We start from the raw sequence: 20154 nt of genomic DNA, 5'->3' as shown, positions 1-20154 counted from the left end.
ACGCAATCTAGCGCGGCATTACGAAGCCCATCCGCTCCTTAACATCGCGGACCGTCCGATTGGCAACAACGGATACCTGCTCCGCCCCTTGCCTTAGGATGTCATGAAGCTCTCCCGAGCTGCGGATCTCGGCATACCTTGCTTGCAGCGGCTCAAGCGTGGCAACGACATGCTCCGCAAGCTCCTTCTTGAAGGCGCCATAGCCTTGCCCTTCATAGCGGTCCTCAATTTCCTGAAGCGTCAGTCCCGCACAATGGGAGTAGATGCTCATCAAATTGCTCACCTCCGGCTTCTCAGCCGGATTAAACTTCACCTCGCGGCCCGAATCTGTCGTCGCGCGGCTGATTTTCTTGCGAATCACATCCGGCGGGTCCAATAGCGCAATATAGCTGGCCGGATTCGGATTGCTCTTGCTCATTTTCTTCGAGGCATCGTCCAGCGACATGATGCGCGCTCCCACCTTCGGCGTATACCCCTCAGGAATGTTGAAGTAATCACCGAACCTGGCATTAAAGCGGTTCGCCAAATCCCGGGTCAGCTCCAAATGCTGCTTCTGATCGTCTCCCACCGGGACAAGATCGGCGTTGTAGAGCAGAATGTCTGCCGCCATCAGCGTCGGATAGACGAACAAGCCAGCGCCAATGGAGTCTTTTCCCGCAGATTTGTCCTTATACTGCGTCATTCGCTCCAGCTCGCCCATATAAGCCAACGTCGTAAACAACCAGCCCATCTCTGCGTGCGCCGGCACATGCGATTGTACGAACACGCTGGATTTCGCAGGATCTATGCCAGCCGCGATGAAGAGCGCGGCAACCGATTCCGTCTGCTCGCGAAGCGCCTCCGGCTCCTGTGGAACGGTAATGGCATGCATATCCACGACCATGAAGAAGCATTCATGAGATTCCTGCAGTTTAACAAAGTTCTGTATCGCACCGATGTAATTGCCCAGCGTCAATTGTCCGCTTGCTTGAATGCCTGATAATACACGTGACATCGTACAGCCCCCTTTAATAGTTGCCTTCCAGAACGCAAAAAGGCCCCTCGCCGCAAGGGACGAAGGACCGTGGTGCCACCCTAATATGCTCGCTAACGCGTCCCTGCCGGACGGCTAACAAGCCTTCAAGTCCCTTAACGCGGAACGATGCGTAGATATATACTTGCGGGCGCGGACGCTCGCTTTCCTCATCTCAGCTCCAGGATCCATTCAGCAGCGGATGCTTGCACCGGTTCACACCACCCACCGGCTCTCTGCCAAGCTTACATCCAGGCTTACTTGTTCCCTTCCTTGCATTTAGGCAAATTATACTCTCATGAGCCTAAATGTCAAGTGGGCGCTCCTGTTCGAGTTGCTTCATTACAAGGCGAATGCCGGATTGCAGCTCGGATTGTGAGGATGCTGCTCCGTCATGCCGCAGAACTCCGAGACTGGTCATTTTTTCACTTCCGCAAAAATAGTGCTGCAGGTTGTCCTGTGGACGCTGTTGCGCGCATAGTCTATACTAAAATGGTCGTCGATTGACAGAAAGGAGCCCCAACTTGCGTTTCATTTATCGATTAGGAACTCCCCTGCTTGCTGCAGGATGCCTCATCATGCTGGCTCGGATATTAAGCGGCGGCGGTGTAACGGATCTCTTGCTGGAAAGCCCTTCCCTGCAATCATTCAAAATTTTATTCATAAGCATTATACTGGAAGCTTTCCCCTTCATCCTCTTGGGCGTCCTTGCCTCAGCACTGCTCCAGGTGTTCGTATCCGATTCCCTGATTGCCAGGCTGACACCGCGAAATCCTATTGTCGGCGTATTGTTCGGAAGCTTGCTCGGCCTGCTGCTGCCGTTATGCGAATGCGGCATGATCCCGGTGGTCAGACGGTTAATACGTAAAGGGATGCCGGCATATATTGGTATTGTCTTTATTTTCGCTGGCCCGATTCTCAACCCTGTTGTCTTCACTTCAACCTATACCGCATTCAGAACCCAGCCATCGATGGCGTATTCTCGAATGGGTCTCGCGTTTGCCGTTTGCGTTGTGCTGGGATTGCTTCTCTATAAATATTTGAAGAAAAGCCCGCTCAGAGAGGCCAAGAAAGCATTCGCTCATCCACATACACACGATCATCATAGTCACAACCATAAGCACCACGATGATGGTCAGGTGCTTCACCATCGCTCTGATCGCCATCACGATCATGCTCATCATCATGATGGTCACGATCATCATCACGATGTCCATAGTGAGCGTACTCATGGCGATCATCACGATCTCTATAGCGAGCGTGCTCACGACCATCGTCACGATGTCCATAGTGAGCGTACTACTCACGACCATCATCACGATCTCCATAGTGAGCATGCTCACGACCATCGTCACGATGTCCATAGTGAGCATGCTCACGGCGATCATCATGGTCACGATCACACCCATGGCCCTGCTGACGACGATCGCGGTCACGGAGAGGCTGCCAGCAGGACTTGGCGCGGACGATTCGGCTCAACACTTGCTCATGCCTCAGACGAGTTTTTTGATATCGGCAAATATTTAATTCTCGGCGCTTTTATCACTGCATTCATACAAACTCTGCTCGACCGCAGTGTATTGACCGCGCTGAGCGATCAGCCCGTAATGGAAAACCTGTTCATGATGGCCTTTGCCTTCTCCGTCTCGCTATGCTCAACATCAGACGCATTCGTTGCGGCATCTTTTAACGGAATATTCGGCCCTGGAGCGCTGCTCGCTTTTCTCGTATTTGGTCCGATGGTCGATTTCAAGAGTACGCTCATGCTGCTTTCTGCATTTCGCACGAAAATTGTGCTCGCTTTGATCGCCTTTATTTTCACAGCCGTCCTTATCGGTTCCATTATTATTCAACAGTTTATATTATAGTTCGTGCATCATAATGTCCATGTTGTCACCCCTGAATGAAAATGGTCCTTTATGACACTATTGCCTATATTGTTCAGACTGTTGAAAAAGGGAACCCCGCCATTCGCTGTTAAGGTGGAAATAAACCTGCTTACAGCGTACCAATCGGCGGCAAACGAGCTCTAGTGGCAGTGTTAAGGCGGAAAAACCTGCTTACAGCACGAAAAGCAGCAACGTTCGAGTCTGTAACACGGAGAAACCTGCTTACAGCGTGCCGATCGGCGGCAAACGAGCTCTAGTGGCAGTGTTAAGGCGGAAAAACCTGCTTACAGCACGAAAAGCAGCAACGTTCGAGTCTGTAACACGGAAAAACCTTCTTACAGATGCAAAGCATCGTAGAATCCCCTCGGCTATCTCCGAAAAGCGGAAATACGCTGGAACATTCAAGCTCTGCCGTTTGATCGCACAAATTTCATTGAAAGGAGTGACAGCATGTCACCCGCTGACCGCAAACGAATCGTGCATCATCTTATCCGAGCTGTTATTTTGACCGGCTTTGCGATGTATATTGTCTTCCTTGTTCGATCCGATAACCTGACTCTCTATATTGCGCCGAGAATGACCATCTATGTCAAACTATCCGCGATCGGCCTCTATGCTACTGCCATCTATCAACTGTATGCCGCTCTTCAAGCATGGGCTGGACGCAAGACGGCAGCCTGCGAATGCAATCATGAGCCCCCCTCTTCCATCACGAAGAACATATTGATCTATGGCATGTTCGTTCTTCCGCTTGTGCTTGGCTTTACGCTGCCGGATGCCGCACTGGGCAGCTCGGCTGCTGCGAAGAAAGGGGTTAATTTTGCAGGCGCCGAAGTATTGAATTCCGGATCGTCCAGAGCGGCGACATTACCGCCTGCCGGCAGCGGGGTTCAGGATGAGCCAGTCAAAACGGCGGCGCCACTCCCTGGCGGTGTGAAAACCGACGAAGAACTCGACGTCATGTTTCCAGCCGATGAATATACGGAGGCACATGCCAGCTATGGCAAAAAACTTTACGCGCAGGAGGTTATCAGCGTCCCTGAGAAGCAATTCATCGAAACGCTCACGACTCTGGATTTGTTCAGACAAAACTATATAGGCAAAACTGTAGAAATTAGCGGATTCGTACATAGACAGGAGGGTATGACCAAGAACCAGTTCGCCCTCAGCCGGTTTGCAATGAACTGCTGTTCCGCCGACGCGCTTCCTTATGGTCTGATGATTTCATACCCGCGCGCCGCAACCTACAATAATGATGTATGGCTGAAAGTCCGCGGCGAGCTGACAGAGGAGCTGTTCGACGGCAACAAGATTATCGTTCTCAAGGCCAAACAGCTCCAGGCCATTGCTGCGCCCGAATCGCCGTATATTTATCCGGATTATGACTTCGGGCTGTAGACGCAACCAGCAGTTGCCTTCGCATGTGGTCGGGGCCGACCTCCGTCATGCAGCGAAACACCGCGCGCTGGGAGCGTGTTCATCATTTATCCGACCATCTTAAATTTGGAAAACATTGCTGTACCTTCCTTGCCCTCCTGTTCGCATAAAAGCTTCCATTGCGACCATACTAAGGGTACCACAAGGAGGTGAACACGATGGCAGGACAATCCCGCAGCAGCAACTCGCTGGTCGTACCTCAGGCCAGCGCAGCGCTGGATCAATTGAAATATGAAATCGCGCAAGAGCTCGGCATTCAAATTCCGCAGGACGGTTATTACGGTTATATGGCTACACGCGATACTGGCGCCATTGGCGGATACATTACCCGCAGGCTCGTTCAAATCGCGGAGCAGCAGCTCGCAGGCAAGTTCCACTGAGCTCTGATCAAGCAAAAAGAAATGCTGCCCTTAGCGGACAGCATTTTTTGTATGTCGATATTAAGGCGCATCACGCAATGCTTGCTGTGTATATTTGGGCTGATAGCGGAATAAACCATTTGCCAAGTTATAGTTGGATTCATAGGTGATGCTTGCCGCCCACACGCCAGATCCTGCCCGAACGCTAAAATCATAAATAATCTCGCCATGTGTCCAGCTTCTCTTCATTCTAAGCGAATCCACTGCCATTTTTCTGAATGCCTGGACTTGAGCTTCCGTCATTCCTTGAGCTGCAGCTTTGTCTCCGATCTGACCATTCTTACTCTCTATGGGATTATGACGAACCCCGTATTTCCCCACGACATTGTTGCGAATATGTATGGTCACAGTACCTGCTACTGCATGAACCAGTTCTTCCTCCAGCTGCTTGAATACGAACTCCACCTGACGGGCTAAAGGCATTGCATCCAAATTCATTAACTCTCCCCCTCGCATCCATAATTTTCATCTAGTATGCATATGATGCTATGGGCCCATTATATGACATAAAAATAGTTCCTTCAATATATAATTACAGAAAACTTACAAAATTCCGTCTCTTTTTTGGTGTAATTTCATAGATCTACCGACATGGTTCTATCGTATTAGACCTTTGTAGACAAACGGCATAGCGATGCTATAATAATGATATTCCAATTAAAGGGGAGCTTACCACTATGCAATGGTTACACAGTCTATCTACTCGCAATAAACTGCTAGTTGGCTGCTATTCTATCGTGCTCGTCTTCTCCATTGCCTTACTGCTAGGCTTGTTAATTACAAATGGAAGCCTGCTGCTTGGGTTGATCATCATTGCTTTGGCTGCAATCGCAACTTTTCCTCTTGTTCGAGTCATCGAGACAGCGCTTACATCATCCATCCAGGACATGTCGAGTATTGCATACAGCATTGCCAAGGGCGATTTCACTCAAAAGGTTGATGTAGCCTCGTCCGCAGCACTGGGTGATCTTGGCCATTCCTTTAACAGCATGGTGGACAAGCTGCGCGATATTTTGAAAGAAACCTCCAACATCTCCCGTGTCGTCAACGATACCAGCCGTGGGATTTTTGATAAGAACAATGACTTGAAGCAGGTTATGGAGCAGGTCGCAACCTCTGCTAATGAGCTGGCGGTTGGAGCCAATGCCATCTCCGAGGACGTCAGCGATATGGCGGAATCCATCCGCGAAATCGAGGATAAAGTCGCCTCCTACGCCCACTCGACCAAAGTAATGAACGAACGCTCTGAGCTGACACTATCTCTGGTCGAGAGGGGCCGACAATCTGTGGACAGCCAGTCGGCCGGCATGAAGCGGACCGTTGCGGCATCCTCGGATGTCGCAGCAACCATCGAGGATTTGGCGAAAAAGGCCGAGGGCATCTCGGCCATTACACGAACGATCTCCGATCTTGCGGAGCAGACCAATTTGCTATCCTTGAACGCATCCATCGAGGCCGCCAGAGCTGGCGAGCACGGCAGAGGCTTTGCCGTCGTCGCTCAAGAGGTCCGCAAGCTGGCGGAGGAGTCGACCGCTTCGACGAAGGAAGTGTTCCAGCTCGTCAGCAGCATCGATAATGGCGTGCAGAAAGCCATTCAGAATATTCATGTCAATGCCGAGGTCGTGAAGCTGCAAACAGGCATGCTGAAGGAATCGGAGCAGATTTTCGCCGAGATCGTAAACAGCGTTGAGTTTATATCGAAACAAATCGCGCAATTCTCCAATGAGAGCGATATTATGCTGGAGAGCGCCCAGAAGATATCTGGCGCGATTCAGAACATATCGGCGATTACACAGCAGTCAGCTGCTGGAACCGAGCAAGTATCCGCATCTATGAACGAGCAGATTTATTCTGTTCAAGCGGTCGTAGCGGAAACGGAAAAAATGCAGCAGGCCGCCATGCAGCTTCAACGTACGATTTCGATCTTCAAAATTTAATTCGGGTAGAAATTAAAATCAGCGATCGATGGCACGTGGAACAAGCCGCTGCGGGTTTGGAGGGTTCTTCCGATCGCTGTTAAAGCCCGATTTCTTAACTGTAGAATCATTATAGGTTGAAATCGGGCTTTAAAGGCGAACACTAACGTTTCTCCAGAATCCTCCAACCCTCCGCTCTCTTCGCACGTAAAGTCAAACTCTGATTGTGAAATTGAATCTTCATTCACTTAAAAGCGATTAAGTGGATTGCCACAGCAGCAGGATTGAATCGAATATTGTTCATGTAAAAGAGGCCGATAGGGAAATTCACCCTATCGGCCGCTTTTGATTTGCCACTGATGGCTCGATAATGTGGAGAGCGGCAACCTGTTCAAAGTTCATATATACAGTCCATGAGGCGTGCATGATCATGTGCCGTTGGGGAACAATTTATAAACCGGGTTTATTCTGGAATGAAGAATTAGACGGAGGAGTTGCAATGTTTACACTGCAAAGCTGTCGCAGAGCTGCCGCAGGAATCTTGATCGCTGTAGTTTCTTCTTCACTGCTGACGGCCCCGATCGACAGCGTCCACGCTGACAGTCACGGGCCGCTCCTGCCGCAGCCCCTGCCTGCTTCGAACGCTTCAGCCGCTTCTTCACGCATTGCGCCCTATTCATCTGATTCACTATATGAGGGGGCAGCAGCTGTCACTGTCGCCAAACCTAAGCGGCATAACCGGAAGCCGCGCAGACAGCAACGAAAAACCCGGACAACCATCTCTTGGAATACGCTCCAACAATGGTATCCGGGCTCTTTCGTAATCGGGGGTCCCCGCAATATTCGCAAGGTAGCGCTAACCTTCGACGACGTGCCTGATCCGCGCTATACACCTAAAGTGCTCGATATTCTTGCCCGCTACAAGGTTCGTGCGACCTTCTTCGTTGTCGGCTCCAGAGCTGCGAAATATCCAGCCATCGTCCGCCGCATGCAGAGAGAAGGACATATTATTGGCAATCATTCGTACGATCACGCTGTATTCTCACGCATTTCCCTCGCCTCGTTCCAGCGGCAAATTATGCGCACAGACGCCATTCTGCGCCCACTAGCCGGTTACAGTCCGCGACACGTTCGCCCGCCCTACGGCGAGATCCTTCCCGAACAAATCGAATGGCTGCGTTCACGAGGCTTCGTGGTCGTCAATTGGGATGTCGATTCAGTCGATTGGCGCGGCATTGACAGCAACTCCATACTGGTCAACATCAAAAAAACGCTTCAGCCCGGCTCTATTATTCTGCAGCACGCAGGCGGCGGCATCGGACAGAATCTGTCAGGAACAATAAAAGCGCTGCCCCGGCTAATCAAGCTTCTGCATGATAAAGGGTATGAGATCGTTCCCTTGCCAGAGCTGATTCATAAACCCGCCGCACGAGGTGCGGGTAAGAAATAGCCAGAGGCTGTACAGGTCTATTCAAGCACAAACACTTTAACATACTGGTAGCCGAACGTCCGCGCCTGCTTCTGTGAATCCGGAACAAAGATATCGATCCGATCGCCTTTGATCGCGCCACCCATGTCGGATGCGACCGCAATCATCCCGCCTTGCGGCAAGCCGTCATAATTGTAGCCGGTAACGTATACCTTGGTGCCCAAAGGTATTGTGTTGGGGTCGACTGCAATCGTCCCCACCTTCAGCGGATTGCCAAAGTAGTCAACAGCGCCCCAGCCTCCGTTCTCCGAAGCTGCTGCCGTGTACGCGCTAGCCTTTGCCTGTATAACCTCCGAGAAACTGAATTCCTTCTTGCCGACCTGAATGACATTCTCGTCACCCGCGCTGTCTGAAGCTGCGGCCATCATCAACTTGTTTTCTGATTTCGTGTCCGCTGCAGCTTTCTTGCTCTTGGCTGCGCTCGCTGCAGCAGGAATTGTAATTTTGAGACCTTCATAAATATTAAGCGGATCAATCTTCGGATTCGCGGCCATTAGCTTGCCCAGCTGCACGTTGAACGTTTTGGACAGCTTCCAGAAAGTGTCGCCATCCTTCGCTTTGTAAGCGCTTGCGGCACTTGCTGCTCCAGAATAAGCCAACAGTGCAACAGTTAGTGCTGCTGCTGCCGCACTTGTCTTCCATTTCATTTTGAACAATTGAATGTCCTCCTTTTATTTACGGAACATGGATCGCACAATGGTGCGGATGTTCCGTCATGGCTGCACAGATTGCCGGGTCAGCAACACGGACTTCTATCTGCTTAGCATGCGGCCTACGAGGTTAGTTGTCGGATTCGGACCAAGGAGTTCGGCCCTACGCAGCGGACAAGCCATCGCGATTCACCCCAAGCGCCTATTGCGCAAATCCCGTGCAATCCCCCATTATCAGGGCCTTTGATTGCCGGTGGGAAACAACATCCTATGTTTCCTAATAATCCCCCGTACTTAAAGTTTCGGCTCGCGTAAGAGAATATCACATTCCAGCCGCGACTCCAACCGGTAAATGTGCCCAGTTGCAATAACCGCGCGTACAAAAGCCGTTCCAGACTTGCTTGATAGACGAATACTATGTCAGTACATTTACGGGTATTCTCTATGGTTTCTTCCTGCTTGGAGGTGATTTCTTAACGTGAATATCGTGATTATGGCTGGAGGCAAAGGAACTCGCTTCTGGCCGCGCAGCGTCGAATCGACACCTAAGCAATTTCTTCCTTTTCATTCTGACCGAACGATGATCCAGGAAACGGTGGCGCGATTTCGCAAATTAGTATCAGACACCAGCCTATATATTGCAGTTCCTCAACGCTATTTATCTCTCTTGGAGCAGCAGCTTCCAGACTTCCCCCTGGGCCAGCTTATTATTGAGCCAGAGCAGAAGGATACAGCTCCATGCATGGCTTTGGCAGCGTTCAGCTTCCTCCAGTCCGGCGATAATCGCCCCCTGATATTCGTCCCCTCGGATCAATATGTATCGGATGAGAATGCCTTCCTCGCAGCCATTTCTCTCGCTGCAGAAACCGCGAGCAAGAAAGATGCGATTGTCACTCTTGGCATTCCGCCAATTCGTCCGGAAACAGGGTTCGGTTATATGTATACCACTGCCCCGGAGAGCAGCGAGCTGTTATCCACGGGCGTTCTGCGAGTCCGCCAATTTCTGGAGAAGCCGACAGCCGAGCGAGCCTCACAGCTTATCGTGGAGCCTGATATCTATTGGAACAGCGGTATTTTCGCTTGGCGTCCTTCGACGATTGCGCAATGCGTCGCAGCTCATCAGCCTGACATATGGAACAGCCTGCTGAAGCATTCCAGCAATCTAGCAGCTGCATATGCCGAAATGCCATCCCTGTCGATTGACTATGCGGTTATGGAGCAGGCTGATTCCATCTATTGCATCCCGGTTCAATGCGGCTGGGATGACCTGGGGTCATGGGCAGCGCTGCGGCGCCATATGGATGCAGATGCAGCAGGCAATGTGAGTCAAGGCTTTGCTGCGCTTCTTGAATCTACTGGCAATACAGTTATCGTCGACGACAAGCAGGCTATTATTATTGGCGTTCATGATCTCATTATCGTATCGACTTCAAACGGGCTGCTCATCTGCCCGAAGGCGGAAGAGCAGCGTCTCAAAACGTGGATAAACCAATTTTCGAGGTGATCTTTTTGAAAGCTTTGGTTACTGGCATTTCCGGATTTGTCGGCAGTCATATGGCAGAATATTTGCTCGCTAAGGGGATAGAGGTCGTCGGGACGATTCGCCAGCGCAGTATGAAGGATCATATTGCACATATCGAGAACGATATCAAGCTGGTGGAATGCGAGCTCAGGGACCCTATTTCTGTAGAGCAGCTGATCGATCGCGAGCGGCCGGAGCTCATCTTCCATCTTGCTGCGCAAAGCTTCGTTCCAACGTCGTGGAATTCACCGATTGATACGATTCACAATAATGTTGCGGGACAAATTCATCTGTTCGAAGCGATTCGCCGCTTCAAGCTGCCAACCAAGGTGCAAATTGCTTGCTCCAGCGAGGAGTATGGTCAGGTCGAGCCGAGCGAGGTCCCTATTCGTGAGGACAATCCGCTCCGCCCTCTCAGTCCTTATGCTGTGAGTAAAGTAGCGCAGGACTATTTGGGTTATCAATATTTTAGAAGCTACGGCATTCATGTCATACGTACCCGCACATTCAATCATACGGGACCAAGACGCGGGGAGGGCTTCGTCACCTCCAATTTCGCCAAGCAAATTGCCGAGATTGAAAAAGGGCTGCGCCCTCCTGTTATTCATGTCGGCAACCTGCAAGCCAAACGCGACTTTACCGACGTGCGCGATATTGTCCACGGCTATTGGCTGGCGCTTGAGAGAGGAACGCCAGGCGAATGCTATAACCTTGCGTCCGGCTCCTGCTGCACGATTGAATATATGCTTCAGCTATTGCTGACACTCACTGATATTGAAGTGGAGATTCAGGAAGACCCGCAGCGAATGCGCCCTTCTGATGTGGAAATTCTGCTCGGCAGCTCCGATAAATTTCATGCGGATACAGGCTGGAAGCCGGAAATTCCGTTCAAGCAGACGATGACCGACCTGCTCAACTATTGGCGCGCCAAGCTGTAAATATACACAAGGGAGGCAGGAGCAATGATGAAGATCGGCTCCAGCGTCAAGCGGAGCAGAATCAAGCCGCGCAAACGGGCTGCCGGCCGATCGGCCGCCGCCCGTAAAGGAATCGCCCGCCGCTCCCGCACCGCCGCCAAGCGGTTACGCGCTGCCAAGCTAACCCGCGGGCGGCTTAAAAGCACTTCGCTTCGCAGTAAGCGCCGCCGGGCTTCCACTCGCGGCCGCACTCGCTTGCAGGGACGCAAGCGGCGGCGAATCGGAATTGTAAAGGGGTATGCAAGCGACCCCGCCTACAGCGCCTTCGATCCGGGCACCGAGGATACGGACCGAGGAGCAGTTGGAACGGGAACGCTGCAGCGCCGCGTGTCGATCATCATTCTGACATGGAACGGGCTCGAATATACGAAGCGCTGTTTGGAAATGCTGTATCCAACATTGAACCTTGGCATGGTCGATGTCATTCTTTTCGATAACGGCAGCTCCGACGGCACAACTGAATATTTGCGTACGGTTCCTTGGGTTAGGCTAATTACAAGCCCGGACAATATCGGTTTTGTCGCTGGCAACAATACTGCACTTCCCCACTGCGACCCGTCGAGCGATATCGTTCTGCTGAACAATGATATTCTTACAGACCCGCTGGATTGGCTAGTCCGGCTGCAGGAAACCGCCCTGTCATCGCCGGATATCGGCATTGTCGGCAGCAGGCTGCGCGGTCCTGAAGGACAGCTTCATCATGCAGGGACTTACATTTTGCACGACAATCTTATGGGGCAGCAGATCGGCGGCATGGAGCATGATGTCCGTCAATATACGGCCGTTCGGGATGTACAGGGCATTGTGTTCGCATGCGCTTATATTAAGCGGGAGCTCATTAACCGAATCGGTCTGCTGGACGAAGATTATTTCTCTTATTTCGAGGATACGGATTACTGTCTCAAAGCGATATCTGCCGGATATCGCATCGTCTGTGACGGCCGTGTAACCTTAACCCATTTTCACAATACGTCCACTCGCGTCAACGGCGTTGATTTCTGGGAAATTTATAATAAGTCCAAGGAAGTATTTCGCGACAAATGGCAGGCCGCGCTAGAGGGGACTTACCAGCGAGGGGTCACCTGGCATTCGGTAGTCAATCTGCCCTTCTTCGGCTATACCGAATCGTCCAAGAACATGATGATTGCGCTGGATGATCAGCATGTGAAGGTCAAATATCGGTATGTATACGGCATTGGAACTCCTGTTCCTCTGGATGAGCCGAAGAAGAACAGCGACATGCGCATCAATCTGTTCCGCGAGCGGCCTGAAATGCCGGATGCAGTCCAGATCGTATATGGCCAGGGCGATGTCTTCCATAGAAATGACGGCCGGTTTAAGATTGGCTATACGATGCTGGAGGTAGACGGTTTGCCCGCCGATTGGGTCAATCAGTCCAATGGAATGAATGAGATATGGGTTCCCTCCGCATTCAATCTCGGCACCTTTACAAACAGCGGCGTACAGGTCCCTATTCGGATCATGCCTCTTGGGGTCGATACGAATTACTATCATCCCGGCATTCGCGGCAGGCGGTTCAGCGAGAAATTCACCTTCCTGTCTGTCTTCGAATGGGGAGAACGAAAAGCACCGGAAATGCTGCTTCAAACGTTCGCTAAAGTATTTCATCGCCGCAAGGATGCCGTGCTCGTTTGCAAAATCATCAATAATGACTCCACCATCGATGTGCCGACCGAAATTCGCAAGCTGGAGCTGGGGGCGGCAGCCAGCAATATGATCATTCTCCATAACGACAAAATACCGTCCTCATGGATGAGCAGCCTATACCGCTCTGCAGATTGCTTCGTACTTCCCACACGCGGTGAAGGCTGGGGGATGCCGATCATAGAAGCTATGGCATGCGGATTGCCGGTTATTGCAACGAACTGGAGCGCGCAAACGGAGTTTATCAATGAGGGCAACAGCTATCCGCTTCGTGTGAAGAAGCTCGTTCCTGCGCAGGCGCGCTGTCATTATTACAACGGATTCCGCTGGGCAGAGCCGGATACCGCCCATCTGGCGCACCTGATGCGTCACGTCGTTGACAATCAGTCCGAAGCGGCTGCCAAGGGAGCGCAAGCCGCGCGCGATGTTGCTTCCCGCTTCACATGGGGGCATGCTGCTCAGCGGATCAAGAGCCGGCTGATGGAGATTTGAAGCGAAAGCGCACGCGGGGGCTAGTTCGGAGGGGGCGGCCTCGGGCTCGGGCTCGGGAGCGCAAGGCGGGGCCGCGAAGCAGCCGCGATAGGAAACGGATGCAGACAACGAGGAAGCATCCGCTGAGACAGCTCAGAAGATCACGTGGCAATAAGCGGCTCCGCGGATTGCCACGTAATGGCGGGAGTCGGAGGCGTAGAGTCTCCGATCACGATCTTCCCTCTGTCATGATGAATCCAGCACTCGAACCGGGCATCCAGCTAATCGGTTTCAACAAGGCTGAATCCGGCCTTGGCGAGGCTTGCCGATTAACAGCAGCAGCCCTTCTGCAGACTGGAACCCCGTTTCATATTCTATCCTGTGATGCCTGGTCCCTTGCCAGACCGTCTGATGCGACCTGGAATGCTTACGAAACGACTGCAGCGCTCCATAAAGCGAATTTACTTCATTTCAATCCCGACATCGCCCCTCATATATGCGGCGGTCTTGGTGCGGATGCTTTCGCAGGCCGGTTGAATATCGGCTACTGGCATTGGGAACTGCCTGCCGTGCCGGAGGGATGGATCGAGCATTTCAAGCTCTTAAACGAAGTATGGACGCCTTCCCCCTATGTACGCGATGCTGTAGCGGCCAAATCACCAGTCCCCGTCCTGTCTATGCCGCCCGGCATAACAGAGGGCAGCGGATTCCGCCCAGGACGCGCTTATTTCAGCTTGCCGGAAGAGCCGCTGCTGTTCCTCACCATGTTCGATGCGCTAAGCTTCACAGAACGCAAAAACCCGCAGGCTGCTCTTGCCGCCTTCATACAAGCATTCGGAAAGCATTCGGAGGAGGCTGCACTCGTTATTAAGGTCAGCAACAGCTATGCCTCCGGCGGGAATATGGAGCGGCTGCGTGCTGGAATTGCCGACTGCAGCAACGTCTATCTTCTGGATATCGGGCTGACAGGAATAGAGACTCGCGCATTGCTGGATGCATGCGATATCTATATTTCCTTGCATCGCGCCGAAGGCTTCGGACTGACTCTGGCGGAAGCGATGGCGATGGGCAAGCCCGTGATCGCAACGAACTGGTCCGGCAATACGGCATATATGGATGCCGCCAACTCTTGTCCTGTGCAGTATCAGCTGATACCAATCGGCCAGCAGATTGGTCCCTATGAGGCTCATCAGCTGTGGGCTGATCCGGATTGCGAGCACGCCGCTCATTATATGCGAGCCTTGTATTACGATTATCAGCTGCGTTCGCGGATTGGAGCCTCCGGACGCGATACGATTTTGTCCCGTTTCTCTCCCGCTGCTGCCGGGATGCGAATGCGCGAACGGCTTCATCAGCTAGGCGCCCTATAGCCTTCGCAGGCGCCTTCGCGGAGAGCACGCTCCTGTGCTTTTCTCGAAGGACAGCGAGGGCTATTCGAATTAGCGCTGGTCCGCTGGCGCTAACTTCCACCAGACCTGCTTGTCTGCTGCAGCCCTGCGATAATCGTCAGGATTCCCTGCTTGTATATCGGCAATATACGCTCAAGCAGCTCATCAGCAGGTTCAGTATGATTCGTATAGGTGCTGACAAAGCCTTGTACATAATAGAATAGAATACGAGTCTGATTCAACGCCGTTTCAGCGCTGCTTGCAGTGCTGCTCTCCCCGCCCAAAGCATGGCCCAGCGCATTCATCATATGACCGAATAACCGATTGCGGATCACATTTACTTCCAGCTCCGGCTCTTGCTCATCCACTCTTACTGATGCGGAGGTAACCAGTATCGTCTGTATGCTCGCGTTAGTCAGACTGAACCTGGCATACGCCACACAAACCGCTAACAACGCTTGCAGCGGCTCAGCTTGCAGCTTGTTCATCTGCGTCAGCATCCTTTGCTCCAGCTCCTCCAGCGGCGGTATCGCGATCTGCTGCAGTAAGTCCACCTTGTTCTTATAGTACAAGTAAATGGCCGTATGCGAGCATCCTGCCGCCTTTGCTATCTCTCTCATCGTAACGGAATGATAGCCCTTCTCTGCGAACAGCAGCGCTGCTGAGGTGCGTATGCCTGCCTTAATTTCTTCCGTCAATTGCTTTCTTCTCGTAGTCAAAATAGCGACCCTCTCTTCCACTTATAACCAATGGTTATATTTTAACCGCCGGTTACAATAAGGTCAAGATGGCCGCAGCAGCGCAGCATTATTTTATTTATACGTGCCGTACAAATCGACGACCTCCCTTCCATCGCGAAAATAACTCATAAGCTGCTCGTACGAATGAAGCTGCACCACGGTGTAGTTAAAGTCAATAATATATAAGCTCGGATACAGCTCCTGCAGCTTCCGATAGAGCAAGGAAGGGTCCTCATGAAAAATTGTCTGCTGTGCTCCCGGGTTAAACTCTACGATGAGATCGGGTCTGAATCCGCGAATGATGCCCTCCGCGCCCTTCAACGCAGGCACCTCCGCACCTTCAACATCCAGCTTGATCAGATCGAGCCTTCTCAAGCCCCGCTCCACCGCCCAATCATCAAGCTTGACGCAGGTTACCGTCTCTTGGATCCCCCGCTCCGCATACTCTGTCGTCAAATGAGACCAACCGCCTCCGAAATCAATGAATGAGAAGGCCATCCGCTTGTTCTCCTCATAAACACCAAGCTTGAGCGGAATGATATTGCCAGCTTTATTTTGCCGGACATTCATAGAGAGGTATTGAAAATTTTCCGAGGAAGGCTCAAAAGCGAATACAGCGCCTCCACCAGAGGCAAGGAAGCTCATCGCAAGGGAAATCGCGCCGATATTGGCCCCGATATCCAAGCAGACCCAATCCGGTTTCACGATATGTGTCAGCACATTCATAATATGCGGCTCATAAAAGCCGCTGTTATACTCCACACCAGCCAGAATCTGATCACGATCACTTGAGCTTAGCGCGAATGATGTTAAATGCCCTGGATAATGCAGTGCTATCGTTTTCATCCCCACAAGACCCCTCCTCCTTCTTTTATCGCACAGTTCATTCATGTTTATTAAGTCTGAACAGCTTCTCTCCGGCTCACTTAACGCACGATCGCTATCAGCCTGATCGGCCCCGTCAAATAAGCTTTAGAATCCGCTGATCTCACCAGCAGCACGTAAGCTTCCGCTGCCGTTTCAGTTCCGGGCTCGGTATGCTCCAGCAGCGATACCGCGTTCTGATGGCACATTTCATAGGAACGAAAGATTTCCTGCCCCTGAGCAGTATGCTTGCGCAGCACAATCTCCATCTCGCCGAGATCGGCAATCATCGGCTTGCCCCAGCCAATCTCGATCTCAAACTCGATAGACTTGCCGGAACGAATTGCCCGCAGCTCGATTTGCGCAATCGGAAATTCAAATTCCGGGACCTGAAACGGAGTAAAAGAATGTATAGGCAGCTCGGTTATATATCGCTTGCTCACCGTATATGAACACCTCGTTCCCAGGGCAGCTCCTCCAGAAGCACTCCTGCGGATTTACCCCCTCTTTCTATTATCTTATGCAGCTGCTTCATAGCCAGGAAGGGCCAATCCCACTCGTTTTTCGCCGCTTTTCCGTCCAAACTCTTTCATTCCCGACTACATAAAATAGAGCACTGATAATGAATCATTAGGAGGGTTCCCGCCATGGAATTGGAGCAAATGAAAGGGAGCTATGATGCCATATTTAGTTTGGGACAAAACTGCCTGCCGGCTATACAATTGGAACGAAACGGCATTCGCCCCTATACGGGCGTCATCGATTGGATGGACTCTGTAAATCTGGAAGGCATTAATCGGCTGCTCCATAACCGATTCCAGCATTTCATGAAGCTTGACAACATGGTCTATGCCGGACAAGCGGGCAACTTCCAGCTTATAACCGACACGCTGTTCGGCGTCATCGTTGTCCATGACTTTCCGGCTGACCGCAATTCACCGGCGCACTGGCCTAGCTACCCGGAGTTCAGAGTTAAGGTTGACAGGCGCATCGAGCGATTCCTGCATAAAGTGGCAACCTGCAAGAAGCTTCTGTTCATCCGCACTGGCGGTGATATCGAGCAGGCCAAGGTGCTGCAGAACGTGCTTAGCGAGCTGGTTCAACATGACTTCCGTGTGCTGCTCGTCAATCACGAGCCTGTAGAAGGAATTGTAGAGCAGCATTGGCCGCTAAAAAAGCTGTGTGCCGTATCGATACCTGACAGACCGGAGATTTGGAACGGAAACGATCATCTATGGAGGAAGCTGTTAACAGGCATTAAGTTGGAGGGATGAGATAGCTGATGAGCATTTTGCGAGCTGTAACGCTGTATTTCCGCCTAATGGAGATCGCCGAGGAGCAGTCTGCGACACCCTGGCATCTGTAAGAAGGTTTTTCAGCGTTACAGCGTACAGCGTGCTACTTTTCCGTGCTGTAACGCGGTTTTTCCGCCTTATAGGGAAAGCCGAAGAGCATTCTGCGACACCCTGGCATCTGTAAGAAGGTTTTTCAGCGTTACAGCGCACCGCGCATTACTTTTCCTTGCTGTAACAAGGTTTTTCCGCCTTATAGGGAAAGCTGAAGAGCATTCTGCGACGATCATATACAGCGACTATCTGGACTAATTTTCTCTACAGCCTGACTTTATACGAAAATAGAAGGTAGCTTCCAACGCCCATTTCATTCTGGGGGCATGTATGTCTACGATGTCATGAGAGTTGTTGCAGCTTGAAACGGGACAGCCCAAAAAGGGTAACCCGATTGGAGTGAGTCCCATAAAATGGACAAAAGAACCTTCAACACCACTATAAAAGTGGAGCTGAAGGTTCTTTTTAACCTCATATTACGTACAAAGCGGGCGATAAAATCCTCAAAGATGACGACATTTCGGACAGCCCCGCTTCGTTACAATATCCGAATACGTATTAGGACGTGAATTCTTGTACCCAAACGCCATTGTGATAAGCAACGCCGATCTTGCCGAAGTTACCGCTCATAATGTTGGCCTTGTGACCCGGGCTGTTCATCCAAGCTTTCATAACCTCTGCTGGTGTACGCTGTCCCTTGGCAATATTCTCGCCAGCGTAGGAATATTTAACGCCATAAGCGCGCATCATATCAAATGGAGAGCCATGCGTTGGTGAAGTATGAGAAAAGTAATTGTTATCATACATGTCTTTTGCTTTGTCCAAGGCTACCTTAGTCAGAAGTGCATCCGATTTAAGCGCGGACAATCCTGCTTTAGCACGCTCTTGATTCACAAGCGTTACAACCTCAGCTGCAAAAGCGCTTTGCGCTACAGTACCGCTGCCGGTGTTGCCAGTATTACCTGTGTTACCTGTGTTACCTGTGTTACCTGTGTTACCTGTATTGCCGGTATTTCCAGTGTTGCCCGTATTGCCTGTGTTGCCTGTGTTGCCTGTGTTACCTGTATTTCCAGTGTTGCCCGTAGATGGCTTGCTGCCGCCTGGAACTGGAACTTTAACTGTCATGCCTGGCCAGATCCATTTGATGTTAGCCAACGATGGATTGGAAGCAAGCAGCTTCTGCAGGTCAATGCCGTATTGCTGAGCGATCTTGTACATCGAATCGGTGGACTTCACCTTGTACGTGATGGAAGCTCCTTTCATGGATGCTGCATCCGCTGTTTGAACAGCAGCTCCACCACCAAGTACGATCATACTTGCTGCAACTACGCTAGCGACTCCTACACGGATTGTTTGCATTTTCTTCATGAAAAAATCCCCCTTCAGGTTAGTTGTGTGTGCCGTTGTTCCCGACGCCACCCATGTTAACACAGGGAGATTTCACTTTTCATGCCTCAAAATCTTCCAACGGCTATGAAATCCGCTGCCCGCTTGCCTTTCGCAGCTCATTCGCAAGTCGGTGAATTTCGTCCTTCTCTTCCTTCGTCTTTGCTGTTCCCCATGCAGGCTGGAGCCATGTTGTGATGATTCTATTGGCATCCTTCTCGCTTAGTTTTCCCTTCTCGTTCGAAGTTACTAGACCGACAAACCATGACTTGTCTATTGCGCTGCCAGGGCATGTCTTGCTCGGCTGCATCTCACGATGAAACTTGATCGCTGCGGCTGGCAGCCTCCAGCGGTCGAGAATAGCTTTAGTTAAACCGACTGCGCTATCGAGCTGCGGCGGCCTCAACTGCTCAGCGCCAATATCAAAGTTCCCAATCATCTCGAACATGAATGGATGTCTGCCATCCTGATCCACATCATTAAAGCCCGTTGCTGAAGCCGGGGGCAATAGCAATGAACGTCCTTCCCATACATATCCGTCGGGGTCAATAGTCGCGTGTTGGGCAATATCATTGAATTTTCGGGTTCCCACATGGAATCGCCACATGCTCTGGATGAGACGCTCCTTGTCCGATGCTGCTCTATAATCGGCAATTGTCGGTTTCCATGTGCCATGCACATGAACGCCTGTGAACCCTACCTGACCGACGAAAGTTTCCAGCCATGCGATATACTCATGAAGCGTGTAGCGACGAAACCCCTTATGCTGTACGGGCATGTCCATCACTTCCCATCATTAGAATACTATAATGTATTCAGGTAGATGAGAGAATGCAAGAGGAACATGCCTATTTTCAAAGAAAAATAAATTATAAGGATGTAAAAACTAGCAATTAAATTAGGTCGTGTCTGAAAACTTATCACTGTTCAATTTGAAAATGGCAGCTACGTATACAAACGCCCAGAATGACTTGGCCAACTTG

At 51.2% G+C, this 20154-nt stretch carries 18 protein-coding genes, 1 riboswitch and 1 other annotated feature; of the genes, 10 read left to right on the top strand and 8 right to left on the bottom strand.

Features of this window, described 5'->3' with window-relative positions; all coding sequences use genetic code 11:
• Nucleotides 1-7: 7 nt before the first annotated feature.
• Complete coding sequence (gene trpS, locus L6H65_RS16760; RefSeq protein ID WP_236343744.1) at nucleotides 8-994, bottom strand: tryptophan--tRNA ligase; 987 nt, start codon at nucleotides 992-994, stop codon at nucleotides 8-10.
• Between the two features lie 52 nt (nucleotides 995-1046).
• Nucleotides 1047-1295: a binding site (T-box leader), on the bottom strand.
• 295 nt (nucleotides 1296-1590) lie between these two features.
• Here trpS and L6H65_RS16755 point away from each other — a divergent pair.
• The 3 genes from L6H65_RS16755 (at nucleotide 1591) to L6H65_RS16745 (ending at nucleotide 4718) form a co-directional block, all read left to right on the top strand.
• Nucleotides 1591-2880, top strand: coding sequence for a permease (locus L6H65_RS16755; RefSeq protein ID WP_236343743.1), 1290 nt, complete (start codon nucleotides 1591-1593; stop codon nucleotides 2878-2880).
• Nucleotides 2881-3351: 471 nt separating this feature from the next.
• Nucleotides 3352-4299, top strand: a complete 948-nt coding sequence (locus tag L6H65_RS16750; RefSeq protein ID WP_236343742.1) for a TIGR03943 family putative permease subunit — start codon at nucleotides 3352-3354, stop codon at nucleotides 4297-4299.
• Between the two features lie 197 nt (nucleotides 4300-4496).
• A complete protein-coding gene (locus tag L6H65_RS16745) occupies nucleotides 4497-4718 on the top strand; it encodes an alpha/beta-type small acid-soluble spore protein (protein WP_219871631.1) in 222 nt (73 codons plus the stop codon).
• Between the two features lie 60 nt (nucleotides 4719-4778).
• Here the strand turns inward: L6H65_RS16745 and L6H65_RS16740 are convergent, their stop codons facing one another.
• Nucleotides 4779-5195 carry an O-methyltransferase gene (locus tag L6H65_RS16740; protein WP_236343741.1) on the bottom strand — a complete coding sequence of 139 codons (417 nt, stop codon included), beginning with the start codon at nucleotides 5193-5195 and terminating at the stop codon, nucleotides 4779-4781.
• 239 nt (nucleotides 5196-5434) lie between these two features.
• Here L6H65_RS16740 and L6H65_RS16735 point away from each other — a divergent pair, with 239 nt between their 5' ends.
• Both L6H65_RS16735 and L6H65_RS16730 read left to right on the top strand, forming a co-directional pair.
• Nucleotides 5435-6694, top strand: a complete 1260-nt coding sequence (locus tag L6H65_RS16735; protein ID WP_236343740.1) for a methyl-accepting chemotaxis protein — start codon at nucleotides 5435-5437, stop codon at nucleotides 6692-6694.
• Between the two features lie 478 nt (nucleotides 6695-7172).
• Nucleotides 7173-8123, top strand: a complete 951-nt coding sequence (locus L6H65_RS16730; protein ID WP_236343739.1) for a polysaccharide deacetylase family protein — start codon at nucleotides 7173-7175, stop codon at nucleotides 8121-8123.
• Between the two features lie 17 nt (nucleotides 8124-8140).
• On the opposite strand, the gene L6H65_RS16725 is transcribed toward L6H65_RS16730, so the two are convergent.
• A complete protein-coding gene (locus L6H65_RS16725; protein WP_236343821.1) occupies nucleotides 8141-8809 on the bottom strand; it encodes a 3D domain-containing protein in 669 nt (222 codons plus the stop codon).
• 107 nt (nucleotides 8810-8916) lie between these two features.
• A riboswitch (cyclic di-AMP (ydaO/yuaA leader) is annotated at nucleotides 8917-9130 on the bottom strand.
• Between the two features lie 160 nt (nucleotides 9131-9290).
• On the opposite strand from L6H65_RS16725, the gene L6H65_RS16720 reads away from it, so the two are divergent.
• From L6H65_RS16720 to L6H65_RS16705, 4 genes are all read left to right on the top strand, one after another.
• Entirely contained in the window at nucleotides 9291-10316 is a 1026-nt protein-coding gene (locus L6H65_RS16720) for a mannose-1-phosphate guanylyltransferase (protein ID WP_236343738.1), read from the top strand.
• Nucleotides 10317-10321: 5 nt separating this feature from the next.
• A complete protein-coding gene (locus tag L6H65_RS16715) occupies nucleotides 10322-11272 on the top strand; it encodes a GDP-mannose 4,6-dehydratase (RefSeq protein WP_236343820.1) in 951 nt (316 codons plus the stop codon).
• A gap of 24 nt (nucleotides 11273-11296) precedes the next feature.
• Nucleotides 11297-13468, top strand: a complete 2172-nt coding sequence (locus L6H65_RS16710; protein ID WP_236343737.1) for a glycosyltransferase — start codon at nucleotides 11297-11299, stop codon at nucleotides 13466-13468.
• Between the two features lie 227 nt (nucleotides 13469-13695).
• Nucleotides 13696-14817: a glycosyltransferase family 4 protein gene (locus tag L6H65_RS16705; RefSeq protein ID WP_236343736.1), complete on the top strand. Its 1122-nt coding sequence runs from the start codon at nucleotides 13696-13698 to the stop codon at nucleotides 14815-14817.
• A gap of 89 nt (nucleotides 14818-14906) precedes the next feature.
• Here L6H65_RS16705 and L6H65_RS16700 read toward each other — a convergent pair whose 3' ends face one another.
• The 3 genes from L6H65_RS16700 to L6H65_RS16690 all read right to left on the bottom strand — a co-directional run bounded on the left by L6H65_RS16700 (nucleotide 14907) and on the right by L6H65_RS16690 (nucleotide 16882).
• Nucleotides 14907-15554, bottom strand: a complete 648-nt coding sequence (locus L6H65_RS16700) for a TetR/AcrR family transcriptional regulator (RefSeq protein WP_236343735.1) — start codon at nucleotides 15552-15554, stop codon at nucleotides 14907-14909.
• 93 nt (nucleotides 15555-15647) lie between these two features.
• A complete protein-coding gene (locus tag L6H65_RS16695) occupies nucleotides 15648-16421 on the bottom strand; it encodes an FkbM family methyltransferase (protein WP_236343734.1) in 774 nt (257 codons plus the stop codon).
• A gap of 80 nt (nucleotides 16422-16501) precedes the next feature.
• Nucleotides 16502-16882, bottom strand: coding sequence for a hypothetical protein (locus L6H65_RS16690; protein ID WP_236343733.1), 381 nt, complete (start codon nucleotides 16880-16882; stop codon nucleotides 16502-16504).
• Nucleotides 16883-17086: 204 nt separating this feature from the next.
• Here L6H65_RS16690 and L6H65_RS16685 point away from each other — a divergent pair, with 204 nt between their 5' ends.
• Complete coding sequence (locus tag L6H65_RS16685) at nucleotides 17087-17713, top strand: DUF1796 family putative cysteine peptidase (RefSeq protein ID WP_236343732.1); 627 nt, start codon at nucleotides 17087-17089, stop codon at nucleotides 17711-17713.
• 630 nt (nucleotides 17714-18343) lie between these two features.
• Here the strand turns inward: L6H65_RS16685 and L6H65_RS16680 are convergent.
• Entirely contained in the window at nucleotides 18344-19153 is an 810-nt protein-coding gene (locus tag L6H65_RS16680; RefSeq protein ID WP_236343731.1) for a CAP domain-containing protein, read from the bottom strand.
• Between the two features lie 103 nt (nucleotides 19154-19256).
• On the bottom strand, nucleotides 19257-19949 hold the full coding sequence (locus L6H65_RS16675) for a peptidoglycan recognition protein family protein (protein WP_236343730.1): 693 nt from the start codon (nucleotides 19947-19949) through the stop codon (nucleotides 19257-19259).
• Nucleotides 19950-20154 lie beyond the last annotated feature (205 nt).

It is taken from the genome of Paenibacillus plantiphilus, assembly GCF_927798095.1.
Classification (GTDB): Bacteria; Bacillota; Bacilli; order Paenibacillales; family Paenibacillaceae; genus Paenibacillus_Z; species Paenibacillus_Z plantiphilus.
The sequence above is the reverse complement of the archived record's forward strand: the minus strand, read 5'-3'. Positions and strand labels throughout refer to the sequence as shown.

What these genes read in the sequence shown, in the direction of transcription:
- trpS (WP_236343744.1), bottom strand. Translation starts at nt 994, where the DNA reads ATGTCACGTGTATTATCAGGCATTCAAGCAAGCGGACAATTGACGCTG.
- L6H65_RS16755 (WP_236343743.1), top strand. Translation starts at nt 1,591, where the DNA reads ATGCTGGCTCGGATATTAAGCGGCGGCGGTGTAACGGATCTCTTGCTG.
- L6H65_RS16750 (WP_236343742.1), top strand. Translation starts at nt 3,352, where the DNA reads ATGTCACCCGCTGACCGCAAACGAATCGTGCATCATCTTATCCGAGCT.
- L6H65_RS16745 (WP_219871631.1), top strand. Translation starts at nt 4,497, where the DNA reads ATGGCAGGACAATCCCGCAGCAGCAACTCGCTGGTCGTACCTCAGGCC.
- L6H65_RS16740 (WP_236343741.1), bottom strand. Translation starts at nt 5,195, where the DNA reads ATGAATTTGGATGCAATGCCTTTAGCCCGTCAGGTGGAGTTCGTATTC.
- L6H65_RS16735 (WP_236343740.1), top strand. Translation starts at nt 5,435, where the DNA reads ATGCAATGGTTACACAGTCTATCTACTCGCAATAAACTGCTAGTTGGC.
- L6H65_RS16730 (WP_236343739.1), top strand. Translation starts at nt 7,173, where the DNA reads ATGTTTACACTGCAAAGCTGTCGCAGAGCTGCCGCAGGAATCTTGATC.
- L6H65_RS16725 (WP_236343821.1), bottom strand. Translation starts at nt 8,809, where the DNA reads ATGAAATGGAAGACAAGTGCGGCAGCAGCAGCACTAACTGTTGCACTG.
- L6H65_RS16710 (WP_236343737.1), top strand. Translation starts at nt 11,297, where the DNA reads ATGATGAAGATCGGCTCCAGCGTCAAGCGGAGCAGAATCAAGCCGCGC.
- L6H65_RS16705 (WP_236343736.1), top strand. Translation starts at nt 13,696, where the DNA reads ATGATGAATCCAGCACTCGAACCGGGCATCCAGCTAATCGGTTTCAAC.
- L6H65_RS16695 (WP_236343734.1), bottom strand. Translation starts at nt 16,421, where the DNA reads ATGAAAACGATAGCACTGCATTATCCAGGGCATTTAACATCATTCGCG.
- L6H65_RS16685 (WP_236343732.1), top strand. Translation starts at nt 17,087, where the DNA reads ATGGAATTGGAGCAAATGAAAGGGAGCTATGATGCCATATTTAGTTTG.
- L6H65_RS16680 (WP_236343731.1), bottom strand. Translation starts at nt 19,153, where the DNA reads ATGAAGAAAATGCAAACAATCCGTGTAGGAGTCGCTAGCGTAGTTGCA.
- L6H65_RS16675 (WP_236343730.1), bottom strand. Translation starts at nt 19,949, where the DNA reads ATGCCCGTACAGCATAAGGGGTTTCGTCGCTACACGCTTCATGAGTAT.